Here is a 21,284-nt window from a genome sequence, read left to right on the forward strand (position 1 = left end):
TAAAGAGGTCACTTAAACCAATCGCATGTACAAATGAAGCGCCGCCAGCCCCGCGATAGAGTACCGGTCAAGGGTTGCGGAGTATTCAACATGAATCATTTAACGCTCAACACCGTTGATAAGTTGTCCTCGCTACGCTCGTTAGTACTGATTGGCATGGCACTGTTAACGACGAGCGTTTTCTACCGCTTGAGTGTGCCGCTGCCTGAACGTCATCTGTGTTCCGCAGCCCGTTACGGCAGCAATCTGCCTGGGCGCATGGTAGATGTCCCGTTGAAGCTGGTCGATATCGAGAGGTCCGCAGACAGCATACCCGTCGGTGCGCATTTGATCAGTCCGCGCCGATTCTATATCCACCATGGAATTTATCTGGGCGGCGGAGAGGTGGCTCATTACTCGGGTTTCAGCAGCTCGTTTAGATCGGGTCCTATCGAAGTGACTGATCTGGAACACTTCGCTCTGGGCAAGCCGGTCTGGCGGTTTCAAGAGCAATGCAACTATTCCAGCCGTGAGATCGTTGATCGGGCGCGTTCAAGACTCGGTGAAAACCGCTATCGGGTGTTCTCCAATAACTGCGAACACTTTTGCAGTTGGTGCATCAGTGGAGAAAGTTACAGCGCCCAAGTCAGTGCTTACTTGCGTCGACCCCGAGATGTATTGGCGTTGATTGATGCATTGAAACCACACTTTATTGCATAGTTTATTGCTCTCCGAGCGCACCCGCCGGGGCGAACTCTGCAAGCAAAAACGCTGTGCTACACTTTTTTCGTCCCCTCCCAAGAGGATCGTGCATGAATGGCAATCCCTCGTCAGATGAGCCGGGCAGCCAGGGTTCTGTTGTGTTTGTGGTGGATGACGATGCCTCCATGCGTGAGGCGTTAAGTAATCTTTTGCGCTCCGTCGGCATCCGTGTCGAGACGTTCGCCTCCACGACGGAGTTTCTGCGTCAACCCAGGACAGCGGGCCCCAGTTGCCTGGTGCTGGATGTCCGGCTCCAAGGCAGCAGTGGCCTGGATTTCCAGAGCCAGTTGGCCGCCTCCAACGCCAGTATCCCCATCATTTTCATTACCGGTCACGGTGACATCGAAATGTCGGTCAAGGCCATGAAGGCCGGCGCCGTGGATTTCCTGGCCAAACCCTTTCGCGAACAGGATCTGCTGGACGCTGTAACTGCCGCGCTTGAGGCCGACGTTCGGCGGCGCGAGATCGAACAGCAGTTTGCGGACCTGCACAGTCGCTATGCAACGTTGACCACCCGCGAAAAAGAGGTGATGGCCCTGGCCGCCAAGGGCCTGATGAACAAGCAGATTGCCGGGCAGATGAACCTCAGCGAAATCACCGTGAAAATCCACCGCGCCCATGCCATGAAAAAAATGCAAGCCAAGTCTTTCGCCGACCTCGTTCGGATGGCCGAGTCTTTGGGTACCGCGCAAGGTCATTGACCTGCGCCAGCGCATCCCCCCCTTCGGTGCCGGTTCAAGATCACACGCCGTCTGTCTTGAATGCCCCATCTTGCCCGTATTGAGGTGAAAACACCGGCCCCCACGCTGGCACTAACCCGTGGTTACGTTGTCAGTACTTGGCGTCTGTAGCGGCGAGGATCGACCCAGATAGCTGCACGTCAGCGACATGACGCACTTTTTTTTGACGCCTTCGGGCAAATAACTCGCGATGGATTGCGCCGGAACCGACTATTCCTTTGCGGGTTGCTTCTCTATGCGCTTTCTACTCGATCCGCGTCATGACATTGATGCTGCCTTATTAAGTTACCGCCGGGTGTTCTGGTCGCTGGCGCTGTTCAGCGGCGTGATCAATCTGTTGGTGCTGGTGCCATCGCTGTACATGATGCAGGTGTACGACCGGGTCCTGACCAGCCGCAACGAAACCACCCTGTTCATGCTGACCTTGATCGCCCTGGCGCTGTTTCTGTTCAGTGCCCTGATCGAGTGGGTTCGCGGCGAGGTGATGATTCGCATGAGTGCGGGGCTGGACGACGCCTTGGGTGAGCGAATTTTCGACGCCGCCTTCGCCCGCAGCCTGCGCGAGCACAACGCCAACCCGGCCCAGGTGCTCACTGATTTGGCGACGTTGCGCCAGTTGATCACCGGCCAGGGTCTGATCGCTTTGCTGGACGCGCCGTGGTTGCCGATCTTCCTGCTGGTGGCGTTTATTTTTCACCCTTGGTTCGGGGTGCTGACCCTGGTGCTCGCCCTGGTGCTGATCGGCCTGGCGTTGTGGGGTGAGCTGGCGACTCGCGCCCGGTTGGGGGAAGCCAATCGCCTGGGGGTGCAGTCGTCTGTCTACGTCAACAGCACGCTCCACAATGCCGAGGTCATTCAGGCGCTGGGCATGCTCGGGCCGTTGCGCCAGCGCTGGAGCCTGCTGCAACAACGCATCATTGCCGCGCAGGCCCACGCCAGTGATCGTGGTGCCCGTATCACTTCTGCAACCCGTTTCGTGCGCATATCGGGACAGTCGCTGGCTCTGGGCCTGGGGGCGTTGCTGGTGCTCGAGGGGCAGATGTCGGCGGGCATGATGATCGCCATGTCGCTGCTGCTGGGCCGCGCCCTGGCACCGGTGGAAATTGCCATCGGCTCCTGGAAACAATTCAACGCCGGACGCCAGAGCTATCAGCGTCTGAGCCAGCTACTTACCCAGCACCCCCGCGAGCGCCTGCGCATGCCCTTGCCGCCGCCCACCGGCGCGGTGCGCCTGGAGCAACTGTATGTCGGCCCGCCCGGCGCCTCGCAACCGATTGTGCGCGGGATCAATTTCAGCCTGGCCAAGGGCGAAGTGCTTGCCGTAGTCGGTCCCAGCGCCAGTGGCAAGTCGACGCTGGCCAGGGCGCTGGTCGGGGTATGGCCGGCCATCGGCGGTTCGGTGCGCCTGGATGACGCCGAGATCAGCCAGTGGTCCCATGATGCCCTGGGCCCGTACCTGGGTTACTTGCCCCAGGACATCGAGCTGTTCGATGGCAGCGTTGCCGACAACATCGCCCGCTTCGGCGAGCAGGATGCCGACAAAATCATTGCTGCCGCTCGTCACGCCGGCATTCACGAGATGATCCTCAGATTCCCCAAAGGTTATGACACACCACTGGGCCCCGGTGGGCTGGGTTTGTCTGGCGGGCAGAAGCAACGCCTGGGCCTGGCCCGGGCACTTTACGGGCGCCCGTCGCTGATTGTGCTCGACGAGCCCAACTCCAACCTCGATGAAGCAGGTGAGCTGGCGCTGGTACAAGCGATCAATGCGCTCAAGGCCGCCGGCAGTACCGTGGTGCTGATCACCCATCGACCCAATGTGCTGGCGGTGGTCGATCACATCCTGGTACTCAAGGACGGCGCCCAACAAGCCTTCGGCCCACGGGACCGGGTGCTCAAGGCATTGATGCCGGGGCCCAGGCCCGCTGCGGTGAGGGAGGCGGGCGAAGATGCGTGATCTGACCCCGGCTGCATCGGCGCACAGCGAGCAGCAACTGAGCGTGCTCGACGCCAATACCCTGCCCAGCGCCAGTACCGATGCCAGCGGTGCTGCGCGGTATGGTGTGGGCTTCCTGGTCCTGACGCTGGGCGGCTTTTTGCTCTGGGCCTTCCTGGCACCCCTCGACCAGGGTGTCGTGGGCAGTGGCACCGTGGTGGTGGCGGGCGAGCGCAAGGCGGTGCAGTCGTTGGTCGGCGGGGTAGTGGACCAGTTGCTGGTCAGCGATGGCGATCGAGTCAGCCAGGGGCAGTTGCTGGTGCAGCTCAATACCGTGCAAGCGCAGTCGCAACTGGACGTGACCCTGGGCAAGTTGCTCAACGATCGCAGCATTGAAGCGCGGTTGATTGCCGAGCGCCTGGGCAGCGCCGAGATCCAATGGCCGGCTGAATTGCTGGCGCGCGCCGACGAGCCGCGGGTCAAGGCCGCCATGGCCTTGCAAAACCAGTTGTTTCTGACCCGCCGCGCGGAGCTGGGTAGCCGTTTGCAGATCATCGAACACGAGGTCGCGGCGCTGCAGCAGCAATTGCAGGGCTATGAAGGCGTCAAGCGTAACTACGACGCGCAGATGCGCTTTCAGCAACAGGAACTCGAAGGCCTGCGCGAGCTGGCCCGTGAAGGTTATGTTCCGCGCAACAAACTCTTCGAGGCCGAGCGCAACGCCGCTCAATTGGCCGGCCAGATTGCTTCCGGCGTGGGTGATGTCGGGCGGACCCGCCAGGCCATCAACGAAAGCAGGCTCAAGGCGTTGCAGGTGCAGCAGGAGTTTCGTCGCGATGCTGAAACCCAGCTCAGCGAGGTCTCTGCCGAGGCAGCCGGTTATGCCGATCAGATGCGTGCCTTGCAGTTTGAAGTCGACAACGGTGCTATCCGTGCGCCGGTGGCCGGGCAGGTCATGGACGTGAGCCTGCATACCGTCGGCGGCGTGGCCCAGGCCGGACAAACCCTGATGCAGGTGGTACCGCTGGATGCGCCAATGGCGATTACCGCGCGTTTCGAGCCGTTGATGGCCAACAAGTTGCGTCCGGGGTTGCCGGTGCATGTGCATTTCACCGCGCTGCAACGGGTGGATACACCGACGGTGACCGGCACCGTAAGTACGGTGTCGGCCGACCAGTTGATCGATGAACAGACGCACTTGCCGTACTTCTCCGCCAAGGTCGAGATTCCCGCCGACACGGTCGCCTCGTTGCAGGCCGCCGGGTTGTGGGTGCGTCCGGGCATGCTGGCCGATGTGACGGTGGTCACGGGGGAGCGCACCTTCATGAATTACCTGATGAAACCGTTGCGCGAACGCTTGCTGGCAGCCTTCAAAGAGGAATGAGCATGATCGACCGATGCCGTTACAGCGCTCGCGTGCTGCTGAGCCTGTGCTCCAGTTGGGCGATGCTCAATGTCGCCTGGGCCGCCGGCGGTGGCCTGAGCCTGACCGCGGCGTACGATGCCTCCCGCCTCAACGACCCGACTTTGCAGTCAGCCACCCATGCTTATGATGCCTCGCGGCAGGAAGAAGCGATTGGCCGTGGCGGCCTCTATCCGCAAGTGTCGCTGACTTCGCGTTATGGCCGCGGTGGGCGGACCGATGGCGGTGACGACAGCGGCTACGTCAACAGCAACGATTACCAGGCCAACAACGTCACCCTGGCGGCGCAGCAAGCGCTCTACGACAAGGCGCGCTGGGCGGCGTATCAGGAAGGCAAGGCACGAGGGCAACTGGGCAGCCAGCTTTTCGACGTCGCCGGCCAGACGCTGTTCGACCGGGTTGCCAAGGGCTACTTCGATGTCGCCCGGGCGGAAAACGAGATCAAGTTGATCGCCCAGCAAAAAGCCGCCATCCACGGGTTGGTCATCCAGAGCAAAAAACTCTTCGAGGGTGGCCAGGGCGCGATCACCGATATCGATGAAGCCCAGGCGCGGCTTGATCTGGTCGAGGCCCAGGAGGCCGAAGCCGAGGCTCGTCGCGTGGCCGCGCTGCGGGCGTTGTCCGGTCGTGCCAATGTGCCCATCGATGACATTGCGCCGATGCGCGAGGAGCTTGCCGCCGGCAGCCCGATCCCACCCGAGCAGGATCTGCCGTACTGGACGGCGATTGCCCGCGAGGCCAGCCCCGAGCTGGCGGCCCGGCTGGCGGCGGTGAAAGTGGCCGAGGCCCAGGCCGACAGCCAGCGCGCCGGGCATTATCCGACCTTGGCACTGACCACTCAGTTGACTCGCCGGGAAACCCGCCAGTACCAGGAACTTGACCCGCGCCAGGACACCTATTACGTGGGGCTGCAGTTGGATATTCCGTTGTATCGCGGTGGGGCGGTGCGAGCGTCGGTGGCCAAGGCCCAGGCGCAACTGGCCGGTGCGCAGTCGGACTATGACGTGCAACGCCAGCAGTTGGCCGAGACGATCGAAACCGATTACCTGGGCGTGGTGGCCGGCTTCGCCAAAAGCAAGGCGATGCAGCGCGCAGTGGAGTCCAACCAGCGGGCACTGGCTTCGACGGAAAAAGGCTTCCAGGGCGGTGTGCGCTCAACGGTGGACATCCTTGATGCGCAACAACGGTTATTCCAGGCCCGTCGGGACCTGCTCAACACCAAGCTGGACATGCTGCAAAGCTATGTGAGCCTGCATACCCACACCGGCCAGATGAACCGCGCAGTCCTGGAGCAGGTGCAAAGCCTGTTTTGAGGTGCGTAGGGGCTGCACTTTTAACGTTGCAACGCACTCCTGCGGCCAGGGAGCAAGTTCCCTGGCCACAAACAGGGGTTATCTGGGCAGCGGCGAGGGGCTGGCCGGGACCGGCGGTCTCTGGGGCTTGACCGAGGTGCCAAACGTATTACCCATGCGCACGCTGGTGGCCGCTGGGGTCGCCAGGCCGATGCTGTTCGGCGCGCGTTTATTCACGGGCACATTCAAGGCCTCTTGCGTGCGTTGCGCGGCCGCCGCGGCCTGCGGATCATTGCCCATTTGCCGGCTCAGGCAGTTGTAGTCCGCAGTCCTGTAGCCACCCACGGTCACCTCGATACACGCCGGTACCTCTTCGCCATGGGCCCAAGGCTGGGCCATGAGCAGGCCGAGGCCCGCCATCATTTTCATCCACTGTTTCATTGTCGACCTCCTGGCCCGCCCAGAAGGCGGTTCGCTGTCAGAGCACGAGTTTAGTGGGGTCCGAGGGATTTGTATCAGTTGTCATACGACATTCATAAACAGCCCTCAGGATGACGGTTTTCAACGGATACGTCAGTCGTGCAGCAAGGCAGAGCCGGGGGCGGACGCAGGCGTGGATTGGCCAGGTCACCCTTGGGGGGGCTGATGGCGTTGTTGTGGTTGCTGGCCGCGCCGATCCAGGCGAACAGCCTGGTGGAGCTGGACATCGCCCCGCAGGAACTGACCACGGCGCTGGAGCAATTCAGTCGGGCGACGGGTATGGCGGTGCTGGTGGATCAGCAACTATCCAGCCAGCGCCATACGCTGGGCGTCCAGGGACTGTTCACCGCTTCTCAAGGGCTCAATGTGTTGCTTCGCGGCACCGGGCTCGCGGCGCATTACGCCCGAGCGGATGCGTTCACGTTGCAACCGGTGCGGGTCCGCGAGGTACCGCTGCCTTCCGGTGCGGCCCCGGGCTTGAGCGACAGCAACTATGCGGCGGCGATCCAAACGGTCATCCAGCGCAACTTGTGCCGTTCACCACTCACCCGCCCGGGAAGTTTTCGGGCGGTGCTGCAAGTGTGGATCGGCCGGGACGGCGTGGTTCAGCATAGCCGTCTGGTCAGTTCCACGGGCGATCCGATGCGTGACAAGGCCTTGGTCAACAGTTTGCAAAACCTCAGGATCGACCGCCCGGCGCCCAGTTCATTGCGCCAACCGGTAACCCTGCTTTTATTACCCGACTCATCAGGAACAAGCATGGAGTGCACAGCAGGGGAAGGGGTTTTGGGGCGATGAAACACTCTGGTCGCAGCCCGTTGGTCAAGTTGTTCCTCACCTCTTATGAGGATTTCAAGGTGCGCCTGCGCAAGCGCCTGGGCTCCGAGGAACTGGCCAACGATGTGCTGCATGAAACCTACTTGCGGGTCGATCGCATGGTCGAGACGCCGGACATCGCCCAGCCCAGTGCCTATCTCTATCGCATGGCGCTGAACATTGCCGCCGACCGTCGGCAGGCCGATGCTCGCCTGCTCACCGGCAGCGAAATCGAGGACTTGCTGCAGATTTCCGATGAAGCGCTGGATCCGGCCCGGGTGGTGGGGGGGCAGAAGGAGTTGCAGACCTTGCTCAAGGCCCTGTATGAGCTGCCGGCGCGGCGTCGCAGGATTTTCATTGCCGCGCGTCTGGAGGAAGCGCCGCACCTGGAAATATCCCAACGTTTCGGCATTTCCACGCGCATGGTAGAGAAGGAAATCAAGGCCGCGCTGGGGCATTGCGCCCTGCGCCTGGAAAGAAAAGTGATTCAGCGGTTCGGTCCCGGCGCGGGAAAACAGTCTTGAGAGTAGAGACCAGACCAATTCGTGAGTATGTGTGCGCTTGAACATCTTCAGCATTGCTTCCCCTGATGCCACGCCTCAGGCCCGACTGGCCAGCGAGGCCCAAGACTGGTTGGTCCTGCTGACCTCGGGCCGCGCCACCGTGGCCGATGCCCGGGCCCTGCGCCAATGGTGCGGGCAAAGCCCCGAACACGCTCAGGCGTTCGAGCAAGCCAAGGCGCTGTGGCACGGGCTGCAACCGGCTGCCGAGGCGTTGCAGGCGCCGCGACATTTCGGACGACGGGCGTTGCTCGGCGGCGCGATCGCGGCGTCGGCAGCTTTTCTGTTGATCCGCGCCACGGTGCCCGGTGGAGTTTCCGGACTCGCTGCCGACTACGTCACCGAGGTTGGCGAACAGCGCCGGGTGGAACTGGCCAAGGGTGTCAGTCTTGAGCTGAATACCCAAACCCGCTTAAGCCGCCGTCAGTTGGCCGATGGAGGGGAAGGATTGGAGTTGCTCGGTGGCGAAGTTGAAGTGCTGGGAAGCAGTGCTTCGACGGTCAGCGTCCAGGCCGGCGCGGGCTGGATCAGCGCCGCTCGGGCTCGGTTCAATATCCGCTACATCGACCAGAGTGTCTGCGCGACCTGTTTGGAAGGTGTGGTGCAGGTCCAGGTGCGCGGCCAGAGTTTTCACCTGGAGTCGGGCATGCAACTGACCTACGACAGCGGCCGGGTGGGCACTCCAAAGAACGCAGATGTGTCGGCGGCCACTGCCTGGCGCGAGCAGGTGCTGGTGTTCAACGACGCGACTCTGGCCAGCGTCATCGACGAAATCAACCGCTACCGTCCTGGCATGTTGCTGTTACTCAATCGCGAATTGGGCCAGCGCAAGGTCCAGGCGCGGTTCCGTCTTGATCAACTGGCTGGCGTGGCGCTGTTGATCCGCGATGCCTATGGCGCCAAATGCACCGAGTTGCCGGGCGGGGTGGTGGTGCTGAGCTGATTCAGCGCTATCCGGATGAGCCTCATCGCGAGCAGGCTCGCGGCCACACTGGGTTTGCTCTCACTCCAGCGGCCCCAACACCTGTCGATACTTTTCCATTCCTTGTGGCGTCTGCCGTGTCAGGCTGATTTCGATGCCCAGCGGGTTTTCCTGGCGATTGCCGCTGAGCTTGCGCCAACCTTTTTCCCTGTCCCAGTAACGCAGTCCGGCGTTGCTGACTTCGCTGAGCACCGTCACGCCCGCGCCGGGTGCCGGCAATGGGTAGCGGCTGCGGGCCTGGCCTTGGGCTCGGTAAAGCGTGTCGCCCTCGAGCCACCAGCGCACCCTTTGCAGCGTGCCTTCTTGAGCGGCGGCCACCCGGATCACATCCAGGCGAAAACCCCGACCTTCGGTGCTGCGTACGGTGAGGGCGGGTGGCGCGGTCCAGGGCTGGTCATCGACTCCAGGGTTTAACGGTTCGCTCAACTCGATGCTGGCGCGTAATGCTACGTCGCGTTCCAGCTGATTCAACACTCGCAGCAAGGCTTCGGTCTGTTCGGTGCTGGCCTGCAAATGGCTGTCGGCCCGGGTGACGCTGTCCAGTCCGCGCCAGGCAATCAGGCTGACCACCGCCATCAGCAGAATCGCCACCATGACTTCAAGCAGGGTGAAGCCCGTCTCCCGGCCGTTCATTGAATCTGCACCCTGCCAGCGGCGCTGCGCTGGACGTTTATGCTGCTCTGGCCGTCCGACAAACGAATGTTCAGCGGGGCGCCGATCCACTCGGCGCTCAACACGACCCGCTGCCTGGGCTCCACATGAACCTCCATGGACGGGCTCTGCCACCGGCGTGGGTGCAATTGTGGATCCTCCTTGAAGCGATCCAGCCCTGGCCCTTGATCCTGCCGACGGCTGAAACCGAACCCCTTGGCATCCCAGCGCCAGCTAATCGGCCGGCCGTCGACGCGGGCTTCGGTTTGAGCGAGCTGTAGCAGTTGCGCCAGCCGCTCGGCGTCCTGGCGCAGCAACTTCAGCGGGTCGGGTTTGATGCTCAAACCTACCGCGGCACTGGCGATGCCGATGATCACCAGTACCACCATCAATTCGATCAGGGTGAAACCGCGTTGCTTGCCAAGGTTCATGCGCGCTCCTTTGCGTCGGTATTCATCCTGCACGGTGAAGATGATAAGGATGTGAAATAAAACGGAGAGAATCGAGGCGTACGCTGGAGGCTGGATAAAAAAGGAGAACCAGACCATGGTGTTCATCGACCGAGTTTCCCCGGCGCAACTCCTCCAGGCACTCGGTCTGTTGGCGGCATTGGCCGGGGTGGCGACCTGGTCTTCGCTGCTACTGACATCGGCTGAATCCCGCACGCCGGATGTTGCCCCGCAACGATTGGCCGAGCGTTCCGATAACCCTGCACGGCAATGGTTCTCCAGCCAGCCGGCGCCGGTGGATATCAAGGTCAGCGGTGTGCTGGCCGGCGCTCGCGGGGCTGTGGCGATCCTCAGTCTCAACGACGGCCCACCTCGTAGTTTCCTGGCTGGGGAGCGGGTGGCTCATGGGGTGCGGCTGGTGTCGATCGAGGCGCACGCGGTGGTGATCGAGCGGGGCAATCAGCAAACGCGGCTGGCCTTGGCCCGATTGCCGGATTCGGTGGCTTTACCCTCACTCACCCGTCCTTGAGATCACGACGAACCCTTGCGGCGAGGGAACAAGCTCCCTCGACAAAAGGGACCGTGTATAGCCGCTATTTTTCCCGGCTGACCAACGTCTCCAACCGCGCTAACGGCGGTGCTTCGTGGCTGCGATCCGACACGGTCAGTTCAACCCGCAACATGCGGCCATTTTCCGCCGGGCGCAGGTTCTGTTCGCAACGCAGCAGCAACCGTCCCTGATCGCATTCAATGACTTTTGAACCCTGCACAAAACGCCCCTCCAAGTGCAGTTGCGCCAGTTGGCTGCGGGCCGCCAGCAGTGCGATGGACTTGTCTCGCAGCAGCCCATTGCTTTGGGTCATCACCGCAGCCACGCGCACCGCCGCCGACATGGCCACAGCGATGATCGCCAGGGCGACCAGCACTTCGATCAGGGTGAAGCCGGCTTGTGGGGCGTGACGTGGCATCGCGCGAGCTCTATGGGCGGAGGCAGCCCCCGAGCTTAACCGCCATTGTTGACCGATTGACGACGTAAGCTCCTGAGCATTTTCAATATCACTGACATATTTTCTTGCAACACTGCGCCACGAATTGAATCCAGCGAAGGACCGTCGAGATGCAGATCGCCCGTTACAACGCCCGTCTCCAAGGCCCTCGTGGGCAGCAGGGTTTCACCCTGATCGAAATCATGGTTGTGGTGGTCATTCTTGGCATTCTGGCGGCGATGGTGGTGCCCAAGGTCCTCGACCGGCCGGACCAGGCTCGGGCGACGGCAGCGAAACAGGACATTGGCGGTTTGATGCAGGCGTTGAAACTCTATCGCCTGGACCACGGCAGCTACCCAAGCATGAACCAGGGGCTCAAGGTGCTGGTGGAACGGCCCGCTGACGCAAAAAACAGCACATGGCGTTCCTACCTGGAGCGCCTGCCCAACGATCCATGGGGCCGTCCCTACAACTACCTCAACCCGGGCGCCAATGGTGAAGTCGATATCTTTTCCCTAGGGGCCGACGGCCAGCCTGACGGCGATGGTGTAAATGCCGACATCGGCTCCTGGCAGTTATAAGGGCCGTGATGCGAACGGATTCGCCCTTCGCGGCGAAGCAGCGGGGCATGGCGGTCATCAGTGCCTTGCTGATCGCCGCCGTGGTGGCGGTCATCGCCGGGGGCATGCTCACCCACCAAACCCTGTTTACCCGTAGCCTGGAGGCCGAGCAGTTGCGTATCCAGGGCACGGCGCGGTTGCAGGGCGGCCTGCAATTGAGCCGCCAGTTGTTGTGGGATGCGCGGCAGCGCGATCCGCTCACGCGCTTCGGTCAGGCTTGGGCCAACCCTTTCGTGATGGCCGGTTCCAGCCTGGCTGACATCCCCTTCGAAGGGCGACTGGAAGATGAGCAAGGCAAATTCAACCTGCGCAATCTGGTCGCCAATGAACGTGTGGATCAGGAACAGGTGCGCGCCTTCGAACGGTTGTGCGAGCAACTGGGTATCGCCGCGAAGGTACGTGCGCGCATCGTCGCGCGGGTGATTGCCGCGTACCCGCGCCTGTTGAACCCAGAGTTGGCGGACAAGGCCGCGGTGAGCAGTACGTTCGACAGCGGTCGCAGCACCTCGCCGGATGCTTCCGGTACGCCGTTGGCGCCGACACGCCCCATGCTGCGCACGTTGCAGGATTTGCGCAGCATCAAGGGTGTCACCCCGCAGGTGCTGGAAGCGCTGGCGCCTTATGTGACGATTCTGCCGGCCAATACCTGGCTCAACGGCAACACCGCCAGCGCCCCGGTGCTGGCTGCTTACGTGCCGGGGTTGTCGCTGCAACGGGCCCAGGCGCTGATCGCTGAGCGAGACGGTGGCCACTGGTTTATCAACCGTGGGGATTTCGTCAATCGCCTGCGCATGCCTGAGCTGGAAATGACCTCCGTCAAGGTCGGCATCACCAGCGACTGGTTCCGCCTGCGGGGTCAGGCGCGCAGTGGGCAGCGGCGGGTCGTGCTGGATGCTTTGCTGCAACGCAGCCAGGACCGGATGCCTCAGGTGATCTGGTCACGGGTGGGCGTATGACTCGCTTGCGCATAGCGTTGATGCCACTGGGCAGCTTGAGCCTCGACAGCCCGGTGGCATTCGCCTGGCTCGATCGCCAGGGCCAGGTCCGCGACCAGGGGCACAGCAACCTCCGGGACCTCGGTCAGGGTGCAAAGAAGCAGCGGGTCGAATGTTTTCTCCATCCGCGCGACAGCTTGCTCACCCGTCTGGAACTGCCGCAGTTGCCGGCAGCGAAAATCACCGCCGCGGTGAACTGCGCCGCCCAGGCGCTGATGCTCGGTGCCAGCGAGCGCATGCAGGTGGCTCACAGCGCGCGCGGTGCCGACGGGCAGGTGCACATTGCCTGGCTCGACCGAGAGTCACTCGATGCCCTGGGCCGGATGCTGCGCCAGGCCGGCCTGCACTTGCACGGGCTGTACCCGGCGGCCTACGCCCTGCCAGTGTTGTCCGGGCCGGTGGCCTGCGTCGACGACGGCCACCTGCTGGTGCGTTACAGCGTGCAGCACGCGGTGGTGCAGCCGCTGCTGGACGAGGCGTTGGATGAATGGTTATTGGAGGCAGGGGCCGGGCTGCAGTGGGTGGGCGATTCGCCGCCGCAGGTTTCGATCAAAACCTTGCCCGCCCCCCAGCGCTGGACTGGTGCCGCGCCGGGCTGGGGCTTGCATGCTGGCCTGACGCATGGCCCGGCCGAGCGTGGCGGTTGGGGCAGGGCGGCGACGCTTTGCGCGGTGGCGCTGGCGGTGTGGGTGGTCGGCCTCAATCTCTACGCCACCCGTGAGGCCACCCAGGGCCAACGACTCAAGGCGCAGATGAGCCAGCGGGTAAAGCAGGCGTTTCCCGAACTGTCGGTGATTCTCAACCCCTTGCAACAAGCCCGACAGCAAATCGCCGCGCGCCAAAGCGGCACAGCGGCGGACCCGGCGCAACGCTTCGCCAGCCTGGTGCAACAGGCGGGCAGCGCCATGCCGTTCATGAGCGGCAACGTGCAGGAACTGGTGTTTGAAAACGGTGAGTTACGCCTGACGCTCGTGGCCGAGGCACAAAAAGCATCCGCCGCAGACGACTGGAAAATCCCCCTGACCGAGGCCGGCATCGACGTTGCGGCCAATGACCAGGGCTGGACCTTGCGTGCTGCTTTGCCCGGACAGGGCGCGCAGGACACCTCCGAACACCCCCCGGAAGCCGACGATGAATAAGCCATTCCCGGCACGGCTATGGGCGCAGTGGCAAACCCTGCGCGCGCGTGGCCGGACGTCCTGGCAGGGCCTGGCGGTGCGCGAGCAGCGCGCCGTGTCGCTGGCGGCGCTGGTACTCGGCGGGCTGCTGGTCTGGTTGCTGTTGATCCAGCCACCGCTCCAAACCCTTGCGTATTGGCAGGTCGAAACGCCGAAGTTGCGCGCGCAGACCCAGGCCCTCGAAGTGCTCTTGCGGGACGTCGGCGGCCCGGCGTCAGGCCAGCCTCTGGAAGCGGCTCTGCGCCAGGCCCTGGATGCCGGCGGCTTGAGCGAGCACTACCAGTTGCAGGCCGTGGACGCGGCTTGGCAACTCACTTTCAACGACGCGCCGGCCGATGAGGTGATGGGCTGGCTGTTGAGCAGTCCACGGCAATTTTCCCTGCAAGTGCTTGAAGCCCGTTTGCGGCGCACGGCCCCGGCCAACACCGACAACGCCGACAACATCGAAAACACTGAAAACACCGCCGGCACCCTGTCCGGAACCGTTCGCATGGATCAGGCGCAAGGCGCTAAGGAAGCTTCATGAAGGGGTCCCGATACCCGCGTCATTGGCGCAAGAGCGTGCCGTTTCTGTTGCTGGCATTGAGCGCCTGCAACAGCACACCGCCAGCGTCGCAGCCACCGTTGCTGGTGGACAGTGAACTGGGCATTCCGCTGGGCAGTACTCAGCGCAGCGGCGATGCGCTGCTGGACCGTCAGCGGGCCCAGTCCATGCGTGAACAGAAACCGCCGGTGCGACACCCGGTCGATCTCACCGCCCGCGCCCGCGAGCCCCGCAGCAGTACGCCGGCACGCAGCCCGCTGGGTGACCAACTGGTGACCCTGAACTTTGTCGAGGCCGACATTCAGGCGGTGGTGCGGGCCTTGTCCCGTTCCACCGGCCAACAGTTTCTGGTGGACCCTCGGGTCAAGGGCAACCTGACGCTGGTGTCCGAAGGTCAGGTGCCGGCGCACCAGGCCTATGACATGCTGCTGGCCGCGCTGCGGATGCAGGGCTTTAGCGTGGTGGACGTCGGCGGCGTGGCCCAGGTGGTGCCTGAGGCCGACGCCAAGTTGCTGGGCGGGCCGATCTACAGCGCCGACAAACCGGCCGGCAACGGCATGTTGACCCGCACCTTTCGCCTGCAATACGAAAACGCGGTGAACCTGATCCCGGTGTTACGCCCGATCGTGTCGCCGAACAACCCGATCAATGCCTACCCCGGCAACAACACCATCGTCATCACCGATTACGCCGAGAACCTGTCGCGGGTGGCGCAGCTCATCGAAGGCATCGATACCCCCAGCGCCATCGACACCGATGTGGTGCCGATACACAACGGCATCGCCGTGGACATCGCGCAGATGGTCTCCGAGTTGCTGGAAACCCAGGGCGGAGACCAGACCCAGAAGATCAACGTGATCGGCGACCCGCGCTCCAACGCCATCATCATCCGCGCCGGCAGCCCCGAGCGCACGGAGCTGGCACGTAACCTGATCTACAAGCTCGACAACGCCCAGAACAACCCGAGCAACCTGCACGTGGTGTACCTGCGCAATGCCCAGGCCGGCAAACTGGCCCAATCCCTGCGCGGCTTGCTCACCGGGGAAAGCGAAGGCGAGGGCAGTGATAACTCGCGCTCGGTGCTCAGCAGCATGGGCGCCAGCACTAACGGCCAGAGCAGCGGCGATGGCGCCAGCACCAGCGGGACCACGGGCGGTAGCGCTTCGACCTCTGACAATGGTTATGCCCAAGGCAGTAGCGGACAAAGCTCGGCTTCGCCGCAGGACGATCAGAGCACAGCCTTCAGTGCCGGCGGCGTGACCATCCAGGCCGACGCCACCACCAATACCCTGTTGATTTCCGCGCCGGACCCGCTGTACCGCAACCTGCGGGAGGTCATCGACCTGCTCGACCAGCGTCGCGCCCAAGTGGTGATCGAGAGCCTGATCGTCGAGGTTGGCGAGGACGATGCCAGCGAGTTCGGCGTGCAATGGCAGACCGGCAACCTGGGCGGCAGCGGCGTGATCGGCGGCGTCAACCTCGGCGGCACCGGGCTCAACCTCAACGGCAAGACCAGCATCGACGTGTTGCCCCAGGGCTTGAACCTGGGCCTGGTCAACGGCACGGTGGACATTCCCGGCATCGGCAAGATCCTCGACCTCAAGGTCCTGGCCCGGGCGTTGAAGAGCAAGGGCGGCACCAACGTGTTGTCGACGCCGAACCTGCTGACCCTGGACAACGAAGCGGCGAGCATTTTCGTCGGCCAGACCATTCCGTTTGTCAGCGGCAGTTACGTCACTGGCGGCGGTGGCACCAGCAACAACCCGTTCCAGACCGTGACCCGTGAAGAGGTGGGTCTGAAGCTCAACGTCCGCCCGCAGATTTCCGAAGGCGGGACGGTCAAGCTCGACATCTATCAGGAAGTCAGCAGCGTCGACAACCGCGCTTCGAGCACCACGGGGATTGTCACCAACAAGCGCGCCATCGACACCAGCATCCTGTTGGACGACGGGCAGATCATGGTCCTCGGTGGGTTGCTGCAGGATGGCTACAGCCAGAGCAATGACGCGGTGCCGTGGCTGTCGACCATCCCCGGTATCGGTGCGCTGTTTCGCAACGAGCGGCGGCAGATCACCAAGACCAACCTGATGGTGTTCCTGCGCCCCTACATCATCCGCGACACGGCGGCGGGGCGCGGCATCACCCTCAACCGCTACGACTTCATGCGCCGCGCCCAGGGCCTGCTGCAACCGGAGCGCAGCTGGGCGATGCCGGACATGCAAGCCCCGCAACTGCCGGCCTCGGCCAAGGCCATTCCGCAGGCCACCCCCGCCGGGCTGCAAACGCCCAGGGCGGTGATCAAGGCGGTTCCGATCGAAGGAGGCATCCGCTGATGAACACCCAACCTGTGGGAGTTCGCGGTATGCACAATACTGAGGCCACCCCAAGACACTGTGGGAGCGAGCTTGCTCGCGATGACGGCAGTTCGCTCAACATCATTGCAACTGACCCACCGCTATCGCGAGCAAGCTCGCTCCCACAGGGGACATGTGTGTTTCTTGGGTCTGAGGTGTCAGCATGAACACCCTCCCATACGCCTGGGCCAAGGCCCAGCGCCTGGTGCTGCGTGAGTCGGATGAAGGCGCGGTGTTGATGGTCTGTCCCTCCACGCCAGGCTGGTCCATCAGTGAAGTACGCCGCCAGTTCGGCGAGGTGCGGCTGGAGCGGGTGCGTGACGAGGAGCTCGACGGGTTGCTCAACAGTGCCTACGCCGACACCGGCAGCGCCGCCGCCGTGGTGGGCGCGGCAGAGAACGAGGTGGACCTCGACCGACTGATGCAGGACATTCCCGAGATCACCGACCTGCTGGACACCCAGGACGGCGCGCCGGTGATCCGCATGATCAACGCCTTGCTGACCCAGGCCGCCCGGGACGAGGCCAGCGACATTCACATCGAGCCCTACGAAAGCCATTCGGTGGTGCGCTACCGGGTCGACGGGACCCTGCGCGACGTGGTTTCGCCACGCAAGGCCCTGCACGGCGCGCTGGTGTCGCGGATCAAGATCATGGCCCAACTCGACATCGCCGAAAAACGCCTGCCCCAGGACGGCCGCATTGCCCTGCGCGTGGCCGGGCGCCCGATTGACATCCGGGTTTCGACGGTGCCCACCGGCCATGGCGAACGGGTGGTGATGCGCCTGCTGGATAAACAGGCCGGGCGCCTGCAACTGGAAACCCTGGGCATGGACCCGGACGTGCTGGGCAAACTCGATCACCTGATCCGCCAGCCCCACGGCATTGTGCTGGTCACCGGCCCCACCGGCAGCGGCAAGACCACCAGCCTCTACGCCGCCCTGGCTCGGCTCGACGCCAGCACCAGCAACATCCTCACCGTCGAAGACCCGGTGGAATACGACCTGCCGGGCATCAGCCAGATTCAGGTCAACGCCAAGATCGACATGACCTTCGCCCTAGCCCTGCGAGCGATTCTGCGCCAGGACCCGGACATCATCATGATCGGCGAAATCCGCGACCTGGAAACCGCACAAATTGCCGTGCAGGCGTCCCTCACCGGTCACCTGGTGCTGGCGACGCTGCACACCAACGACTCTGTGTCGGCCATCAACCGCCTGATCGACATGGGCGTCGAGCCGTTCCTGCTGGCCTCGTCGATGCTCGGCGTGCTCGCCCAGCGTCTGGTGCGCAGGCTCTGCCCGCAGTGCAAACAAGCTGACCCGGCAACCCCCGGCACCTGGCGCCCGGTGGGCTGCCCGAGCTGTAACCAGACCGGTTACAGCGGTCGCACCGGCATCCATGAATTGTTCTGCATCGACGATGATATCCGCACGCTCATTCACCAAGGGGCAGGGGAGCAGGCACTGCGCGCCGCCGCCCGCCAGGCCGGGATGTTCAGCATGCGCGAGGACGGTGAGCGCTGGGTCCGCAGTGGCGCCACCGCCCCTGAAGAAATCCTGCGCGTGACACGGGACGCCTGATGAATCGCTACCGTTATGAAGCCGCCGACGCCAACGGCAAAATCGAGGTCGGGCATCTGGAAGCCGACAGCCAGAGTGGCGCCTTCAACCTGCTGCGCAGTCGCGGGCTGACGGCGTTGCAGGTGCAGGTCGAGCGCAACACAACGCAAGCCCATGGCGGCGGCCTGTTCAGCGCCAAACTCTCGGACAACGACCTGGCCTGGGCCACCCGGCAACTGGCGAGCCTGCTGGGAGCCAGCCTGCCATTGGAGGCCGCATTGAGCGCCACGGTGGAACAGGCCGAGCGCAAACACATCGCTCAGACCCTCAGCGCAGTGCGCGCCGATGTGCGCAGCGGCATGCGCCTGGCCGAAGCCCTGGCGGCGCGACCCCGGGACTTTCCGGACATCTACCGGGCACTGATCGCCGCCGGTGAAGAGTCCGGCGACCTCGCCCAGGTGATGGAGCGGCTGGCGGACTACATCGAGGAGCGCAACAACCTGCGGGGCAAGATTCTCACGGCGTTCATCTATCCGGGCGTAGTGGGGCTGGTGTCGATCGCCATCGTGATTTTCCTGCTCAGCTACGTGGTGCCGCAGGTGGTCAGCGCGTTCTCCCAGGCCCGTCAGGACCTGCCAGGGTTGACCTTGGCGATGCTGACCGCCAGCGATTTCATCCGCGCCTGGGGCTGGTTGTGTTTTGGCATTCTGGCCGGTGGGTTCTGGGGGTGGCGGCTGTATTTGCGCAACCCGCAAGCGCGGTTGAACTGGCACAGTCGCATCCTGCGCCTGCCGCTGATCGGGCGTTTCGTGCTGGGCCTCAACACCGCGCGTTTTGCCTCGACCCTGGCGATTCTCGGCGGCGCCGGGGTGCCCTTGCTGCGAGCCCTGGAGGCGGCGCGCCAGACGCTCTCCAATGATCGCCTGAGCCTGAGCGTCAGCGATGCCACGGCCAAGGTCCGCGAAGGGGTCAACCTGGCGGCGGCGTTGCGGGTGGAAAAAGTCTTCCCGCCGGTGCTGATCCACCTGATCGCCAGCGGCGAAAAAACCGGCTGCCTGCCGCCGATGCTCGAACGCGCCGCGCAAACCCTGTCGCGCGACATCGAACGCCGGGCCATGGGCATGACCGCGCTGCTGGAACCGCTGATGATCGTGATCATGGGCGGCGTGGTGCTGGTGATCGTCATGGCGGTGTTGTTGCCGATTATCGAGATCAATCAGTTGGTTCAATAAACTGCTGGTGAATACCCACCTTGTGGCTAGCACGGCCCCTGTGGCGAGGGAGCTTGCTCCCGCTGGGTTGCGCAGCAGCCCCAAACCCTGCCACCTCGGTGTATCAGGCGGATCGCGTTCGACCTTTTGGGGTCGCTTCCCAACCCAGCGGGAGCAAGCTCCCTCGCCACAAGAGCTGCCTCGCCACATAGAGCAAGCATTTATTTTTGCAACGCCGCAACACCTCCCGACCCTCGCCAACGCCAAACTCGGGTTCCTCGTTCTGTCATCTTCCATCGTCAGACAACCACCCGTCGCCATCTCCACGCCCACCCTGCGCAGCACCGTCACAAAACCCGTTTGAAACCCCAACCCTGAGCCCTCGAACACCCGAGGAAAAACCCCAAAAAACAGCCTCCAGCTCCCGAGGTTTTTTCCTTTATCTGTCACCGGAAACTGCGAGTTTCTAACCCATGGCCTCACCCCATCGCCATCGGCACAGGACCGAGCGCCATGACGGCAAGCACGCGTCACCCAACCTACGTACGAACACGATGAAAGGAGATTCTTCATGTTTAAGCGCAACGTTCTCGCGGTATCCCTGACCCTCGCCGGCCTCTGCGCCGCTCAGGCCGCCATGGCTGATGTCAACGGTGGTGGCGCTACCTTGCCTCAGCCGCTGTACCAGACCCCCGGTGTATTGACTGCCGGCTTCGCCCCTTACCTCGGTGTGGGCAGCGGTAACGGCAAGTCTGCTTTCCTGACCAACGACTACACCAAGATCAAGCCGGGTGACACTAGCAACCCACCGAAGAACGTGCACTGGGCCGGTAGCGATTCGAAGCTCACCCAGGCTGAGTTGGACGCCTACGTCACCAACCACGGCACCGCCTGGGGTCCATTGATCCAGGCGCCTTCGGTCGCCACTTCGGTTGCCATTCCGTTCAACAAGACCGGCACTGCCAACGTCGATCTGAGCGTCAACCAGCTGTGCGGCGTGTTCTCTGGTCGTCTGACTGACTGGAGCCAGATCACCGGTTCTGGCCGTACTGGTGCGATCACTGTGGTTTACCGCAGCGACCTCAGTGGCACCACAGAATTGTTCACTCGCTTCTTGAACGCCAAGTGCGCTGAAACCGGCACCTTTGCCATCACCACCAACTTCGCTAACAGCTACAGCGGTGGCGTACCGGCCGGCGCCGTTTTCGCCTCCGGCAGTGCGAACGTCATGACTGCGCTCAACGCAGCCCAAGGCCGTATCACCTACATGAGCCCGGATTACGCGGCAACTACTCTGGCAGGTCTGGACGACGCCACCAAGGTTGCCCGCGTCGCCGGTGTTTCCCCTGCTCCAGCCAACGTGTCGGCCGCGATTGCAGCTGTTGCCGTGCCTGCTGCTGCCAACCGTGCCAACCCGAATGCCTGGGTACCGGTGTTCGCCGCTACCACCAACCCGAACGACCCAAGTGTCGTGGCTTACCCAACCAGCGGCTATCCAATCCTGGGCTTCACCAACGTGATCTTCAGCCAGTGCTACGCCAACGCCGCGCAGAGCACCCAGGTACGTGATTTCTTCACCCGTCACTACGGCGCTGTCGCTGCCAACAACAACGACGCGGCTATCACCGCCAACCGCTTCGTGCCGCTGCCAACGACCTGGAAAAATGCCATTCGTGGCAGCTTCCTGACCACTTCCAGCGCTCAAAGCATCGGCAACACCAACGTCTGCAACGGCATCGGTCGTCCGCTGTAACGCCACGCCTGA

The 21,284-nt window shown here is 63.2% G+C and carries 21 protein-coding genes; 17 read left to right on the forward strand and 4 right to left on the reverse strand.

Annotated features, from left to right (window positions below; all coding sequences use genetic code 11):
* Positions 1-90 precede the first annotated feature (90 nt).
* From GKKCFE_RS09600 to GKKCFE_RS09620, 5 genes are all read left to right on the forward strand, one after another.
* Positions 91-699 (forward strand): lecithin retinol acyltransferase family protein, encoded by a 609-nt coding sequence (locus GKKCFE_RS09600; protein WP_139050502.1) that lies wholly within the window; start codon positions 91-93, stop codon positions 697-699.
* Between the two features lie 92 nt (positions 700-791).
* Complete coding sequence (locus GKKCFE_RS09605) at positions 792-1,442, forward strand: response regulator transcription factor (RefSeq protein ID WP_139050501.1); 651 nt, start codon at positions 792-794, stop codon at positions 1,440-1,442.
* 274 nt (positions 1,443-1,716) lie between these two features.
* Positions 1,717-3,438 (forward strand): type I secretion system permease/ATPase, encoded by a 1,722-nt coding sequence (locus tag GKKCFE_RS09610; protein ID WP_076385254.1) that lies wholly within the window; start codon positions 1,717-1,719, stop codon positions 3,436-3,438.
* Entirely contained in the window at positions 3,431-4,801 is a 1,371-nt protein-coding gene (locus tag GKKCFE_RS09615; RefSeq protein ID WP_047228924.1) for an HlyD family type I secretion periplasmic adaptor subunit, read from the forward strand. Before GKKCFE_RS09610 ends, GKKCFE_RS09615 begins: the two co-directional genes overlap by 8 nt.
* 2 nt (positions 4,802-4,803) lie before the next feature.
* Positions 4,804-6,153: a TolC family outer membrane protein gene (locus GKKCFE_RS09620; protein WP_139050498.1), complete on the forward strand. Its 1,350-nt coding sequence runs from the start codon at positions 4,804-4,806 to the stop codon at positions 6,151-6,153.
* Between the two features lie 78 nt (positions 6,154-6,231).
* Here the strand turns inward: GKKCFE_RS09620 and GKKCFE_RS09625 are convergent, their stop codons facing one another.
* On the reverse strand, positions 6,232-6,573 hold the full coding sequence (locus GKKCFE_RS09625) for a hypothetical protein (protein WP_047228926.1): 342 nt from the start codon (positions 6,571-6,573) through the stop codon (positions 6,232-6,234).
* Between the two features lie 204 nt (positions 6,574-6,777).
* Between GKKCFE_RS09625 and GKKCFE_RS09630 the strand changes: the two genes are divergently transcribed.
* The 3 genes from GKKCFE_RS09630 to GKKCFE_RS09640 are packed head-to-tail and all read left to right on the forward strand — an operon-like array spanning position 6,778 to position 8,931.
* Positions 6,778-7,410 carry a TonB C-terminal domain-containing protein gene (locus GKKCFE_RS09630; RefSeq protein WP_139050497.1) on the forward strand — a complete coding sequence of 211 codons (633 nt, stop codon included), beginning with the start codon at positions 6,778-6,780 and terminating at the stop codon, positions 7,408-7,410.
* Positions 7,407-7,952, forward strand: coding sequence for a sigma-70 family RNA polymerase sigma factor (locus GKKCFE_RS09635; protein WP_047228928.1), 546 nt, complete (start codon positions 7,407-7,409; stop codon positions 7,950-7,952). The genes GKKCFE_RS09630 and GKKCFE_RS09635 overlap by 4 nt, the downstream gene beginning before the upstream one ends.
* A 37-nt stretch (positions 7,953-7,989) precedes the next feature.
* Positions 7,990-8,931 (forward strand): FecR family protein, encoded by a 942-nt coding sequence (locus GKKCFE_RS09640; protein WP_445578034.1) that lies wholly within the window; start codon positions 7,990-7,992, stop codon positions 8,929-8,931.
* A gap of 60 nt (positions 8,932-8,991) precedes the next feature.
* Here the strand turns inward: GKKCFE_RS09640 and GKKCFE_RS09645 are convergent, their stop codons facing one another.
* Positions 8,992-9,603, reverse strand: a complete 612-nt coding sequence (locus GKKCFE_RS09645) for a type II secretion system protein GspJ (RefSeq protein WP_139050496.1) — start codon at positions 9,601-9,603, stop codon at positions 8,992-8,994.
* Entirely contained in the window at positions 9,600-10,052 is a 453-nt protein-coding gene (gene gspH, locus GKKCFE_RS09650) for a type II secretion system minor pseudopilin GspH (RefSeq protein WP_139050495.1), read from the reverse strand. The genes GKKCFE_RS09645 and gspH overlap by 4 nt, the downstream gene beginning before the upstream one ends.
* A 115-nt stretch (positions 10,053-10,167) precedes the next feature.
* Here gspH and GKKCFE_RS09655 point away from each other — a divergent pair, with 115 nt between their 5' ends.
* The gene (locus GKKCFE_RS09655; RefSeq protein ID WP_445577782.1) at positions 10,168-10,599 is read left to right on the forward strand and encodes a type II secretion system protein N; all 432 of its coding nucleotides are present in this window, start codon (positions 10,168-10,170) and stop codon (positions 10,597-10,599) included.
* 64 nt (positions 10,600-10,663) lie between these two features.
* On the opposite strand, the gene gspI is transcribed toward GKKCFE_RS09655, so the two are convergent.
* Complete coding sequence (gene gspI, locus GKKCFE_RS09660) at positions 10,664-11,038, reverse strand: type II secretion system minor pseudopilin GspI (RefSeq protein WP_047228932.1); 375 nt, start codon at positions 11,036-11,038, stop codon at positions 10,664-10,666.
* A 149-nt stretch (positions 11,039-11,187) separates the two neighbouring features.
* Here gspI and gspG point away from each other — a divergent pair, with 149 nt between their 5' ends.
* The 8 genes from gspG (at position 11,188) to GKKCFE_RS09700 (ending at position 21,272) form a co-directional block, all read left to right on the forward strand.
* On the forward strand, positions 11,188-11,637 hold the full coding sequence (gene gspG, locus GKKCFE_RS09665; protein ID WP_076385242.1) for a type II secretion system major pseudopilin GspG: 450 nt from the start codon (positions 11,188-11,190) through the stop codon (positions 11,635-11,637).
* Between the two features lie 8 nt (positions 11,638-11,645).
* The gene (gspK, locus tag GKKCFE_RS09670) at positions 11,646-12,632 is read left to right on the forward strand and encodes a type II secretion system minor pseudopilin GspK (RefSeq protein ID WP_445577783.1); all 987 of its coding nucleotides are present in this window, start codon (positions 11,646-11,648) and stop codon (positions 12,630-12,632) included.
* Entirely contained in the window at positions 12,629-13,810 is a 1,182-nt protein-coding gene (gene gspL, locus GKKCFE_RS09675; protein WP_445577784.1) for a type II secretion system protein GspL, read from the forward strand. The genes gspK and gspL overlap by 4 nt, the downstream gene beginning before the upstream one ends.
* Positions 13,803-14,375 (forward strand): type II secretion system protein GspM, encoded by a 573-nt coding sequence (gene gspM / locus GKKCFE_RS09680; RefSeq protein ID WP_076385236.1) that lies wholly within the window; start codon positions 13,803-13,805, stop codon positions 14,373-14,375. Before gspL ends, gspM begins: the two co-directional genes overlap by 8 nt.
* The gene (gspD, locus tag GKKCFE_RS09685; RefSeq protein ID WP_445577785.1) at positions 14,372-16,726 is read left to right on the forward strand and encodes a type II secretion system secretin GspD; all 2,355 of its coding nucleotides are present in this window, start codon (positions 14,372-14,374) and stop codon (positions 16,724-16,726) included. The genes gspM and gspD overlap by 4 nt, the downstream gene beginning before the upstream one ends.
* A gap of 184 nt (positions 16,727-16,910) precedes the next feature.
* On the forward strand, positions 16,911-18,329 hold the full coding sequence (gspE, locus tag GKKCFE_RS09690) for a type II secretion system ATPase GspE (protein ID WP_139050490.1): 1,419 nt from the start codon (positions 16,911-16,913) through the stop codon (positions 18,327-18,329).
* Entirely contained in the window at positions 18,329-19,540 is a 1,212-nt protein-coding gene (gene gspF / locus GKKCFE_RS09695; protein WP_107321673.1) for a type II secretion system inner membrane protein GspF, read from the forward strand. Before gspE ends, gspF begins: the two co-directional genes overlap by 1 nt.
* A 550-nt stretch (positions 19,541-20,090) precedes the next feature.
* Positions 20,091-21,272, forward strand: a complete 1,182-nt coding sequence (locus GKKCFE_RS09700; RefSeq protein ID WP_139050488.1) for a substrate-binding domain-containing protein — start codon at positions 20,091-20,093, stop codon at positions 21,270-21,272.
* Positions 21,273-21,284 lie beyond the last annotated feature (12 nt).

The organism is Pseudomonas sp. E141 (assembly GCF_052659885.1).

Coding starts and splice junctions, on each gene's coding strand:
- GKKCFE_RS09635 (WP_047228928.1), top strand. CDS start 7,407: ATGAAACACTCTGGTCGCAGCCCGTTGGTCAAGTTGTTCCTCACCTCT.
- GKKCFE_RS09630 (WP_139050497.1), top strand. CDS start 6,778: ATGGCGTTGTTGTGGTTGCTGGCCGCGCCGATCCAGGCGAACAGCCTG.
- GKKCFE_RS09645 (WP_139050496.1), bottom strand. CDS start 9,603: ATGAACGGCCGGGAGACGGGCTTCACCCTGCTTGAAGTCATGGTGGCG.
- gspH (WP_139050495.1), bottom strand. CDS start 10,052: ATGAACCTTGGCAAGCAACGCGGTTTCACCCTGATCGAATTGATGGTG.
- GKKCFE_RS09605 (WP_139050501.1), top strand. CDS start 792: ATGAATGGCAATCCCTCGTCAGATGAGCCGGGCAGCCAGGGTTCTGTT.
- GKKCFE_RS09610 (WP_076385254.1), top strand. CDS start 1,717: ATGCGCTTTCTACTCGATCCGCGTCATGACATTGATGCTGCCTTATTA.
- GKKCFE_RS09655 (WP_445577782.1), top strand. CDS start 10,168: ATGGTGTTCATCGACCGAGTTTCCCCGGCGCAACTCCTCCAGGCACTC.
- gspM (WP_076385236.1), top strand. CDS start 13,803: ATGAATAAGCCATTCCCGGCACGGCTATGGGCGCAGTGGCAAACCCTG.
- gspF (WP_107321673.1), top strand. CDS start 18,329: ATGAATCGCTACCGTTATGAAGCCGCCGACGCCAACGGCAAAATCGAG.
- GKKCFE_RS09625 (WP_047228926.1), bottom strand. CDS start 6,573: ATGAAACAGTGGATGAAAATGATGGCGGGCCTCGGCCTGCTCATGGCC.
- gspD (WP_445577785.1), top strand. CDS start 14,372: ATGAAGGGGTCCCGATACCCGCGTCATTGGCGCAAGAGCGTGCCGTTT.
- gspG (WP_076385242.1), top strand. CDS start 11,188: ATGCAGATCGCCCGTTACAACGCCCGTCTCCAAGGCCCTCGTGGGCAG.
- GKKCFE_RS09615 (WP_047228924.1), top strand. CDS start 3,431: ATGCGTGATCTGACCCCGGCTGCATCGGCGCACAGCGAGCAGCAACTG.
- gspI (WP_047228932.1), bottom strand. CDS start 11,038: ATGCCACGTCACGCCCCACAAGCCGGCTTCACCCTGATCGAAGTGCTG.
- gspK (WP_445577783.1), top strand. CDS start 11,646: ATGCGAACGGATTCGCCCTTCGCGGCGAAGCAGCGGGGCATGGCGGTC.
- gspL (WP_445577784.1), top strand. CDS start 12,629: ATGACTCGCTTGCGCATAGCGTTGATGCCACTGGGCAGCTTGAGCCTC.
- GKKCFE_RS09700 (WP_139050488.1), top strand. CDS start 20,091: ATGTTTAAGCGCAACGTTCTCGCGGTATCCCTGACCCTCGCCGGCCTC.
- gspE (WP_139050490.1), top strand. CDS start 16,911: ATGAACACCCTCCCATACGCCTGGGCCAAGGCCCAGCGCCTGGTGCTG.
- GKKCFE_RS09620 (WP_139050498.1), top strand. CDS start 4,804: ATGATCGACCGATGCCGTTACAGCGCTCGCGTGCTGCTGAGCCTGTGC.
- GKKCFE_RS09600 (WP_139050502.1), top strand. CDS start 91: ATGAATCATTTAACGCTCAACACCGTTGATAAGTTGTCCTCGCTACGC.